Source organism: Vibrio sagamiensis NBRC 104589 (assembly GCF_007990935.1).
In the GTDB taxonomy this organism is placed as follows: domain Bacteria; phylum Pseudomonadota; class Gammaproteobacteria; order Enterobacterales; family Vibrionaceae; genus Vibrio; species Vibrio sagamiensis.
The window spans coordinates 1-996 of record NZ_BJXJ01000133.1 but is presented as its reverse complement, the minus strand read 5'-3'; the positions used below and the strand labels follow the sequence as shown (position 1 = coordinate 996).

At 41.1% G+C, this 996-nt stretch carries 1 pseudogene; it reads left to right on the top strand.

The annotated features are described in order from the left end of the window. A pseudogene (locus VSA01S_RS19785) lies at positions 1 to 521 on the top strand (hypothetical protein); the annotation flags it as partial. Positions 522 to 996 lie beyond the last annotated feature (475 nt).

Sequence of the window (996 nt, the reverse complement as noted above, 5' to 3'; positions counted from 1 at the left end):
GTATCGCCAATATTAACCCTGAAGGTTTGACACTGAACCCTGGGCAAGAGGTCAAAGTGACTACGCCAGTATCATTTCCTGCCATGAGCTGGTGGGATGAGATGGCGCCAAGTGCTGTAAGGATATATGGGGCTGATGAGCATTTATCGGAATGTTCAAGCTTAGGCAATAGTCAATGGTCATGCATTCTATCTAGCAGTGGCTTTCACGCAAGTGGTTTACGAGTTGAAATGTATACTGAAGGTTGGCGTGCTGGTTGGGGAGGGGATATGACCATTGATGATTTAGTAGAGCCCATCGCCATGCAGGAGTGTATTGATCGTTCGATTGCCTCGATTGAACTGTGGAAAAATCAGGCATTTGACAGCTACCGCTATACGGCAGAAAAACTTCATATAGCTCTGGATGGATTACCGACCAAGCCTTATCAAGACACCATTGACGAAAATGCCCTGATCTTGGATATTTTACACACTTGTGCATTGCAAGCTGATGAAATTCCCGCACTGATTAAACCATAAAATACCATCAATTACCTTGCTCGGCTTACTTAATCTGATTTAAGGAATGGTTGAGCTTAACCTTTTGAATATAAAGATCATTAAATAAAAATGAAAATCTAAACTAACGGTAATTTACTTTGTTTTTTAGGCCAAAGGGGCAAGACTAGGCCTGTCTTTAAAGTGGCTGGTTTACTTGCTCCATATTGGTTCATTGTCGCAATATGGTATCGGCCATTAACCCGTAGCAGTTCATCAGAAACCTGCGTGAGTTCTCCATTGTAAAGACCTTTGTTATCTATTTTAAATCGTATTTTTTAACCAGAGAGACCAAAACCTTAATGAAATTTTCTCCTATTTATACAGCGTTGCTGACTAGCTTTGCTAGCACCTTGACAGCACATGCTGCACAAATAACCCAAGATATAGCAACAAACTATGGCTCATCCAGCATTGTTAATAGTCAACAATGTCTTGATAATAACCCTCATGGTGC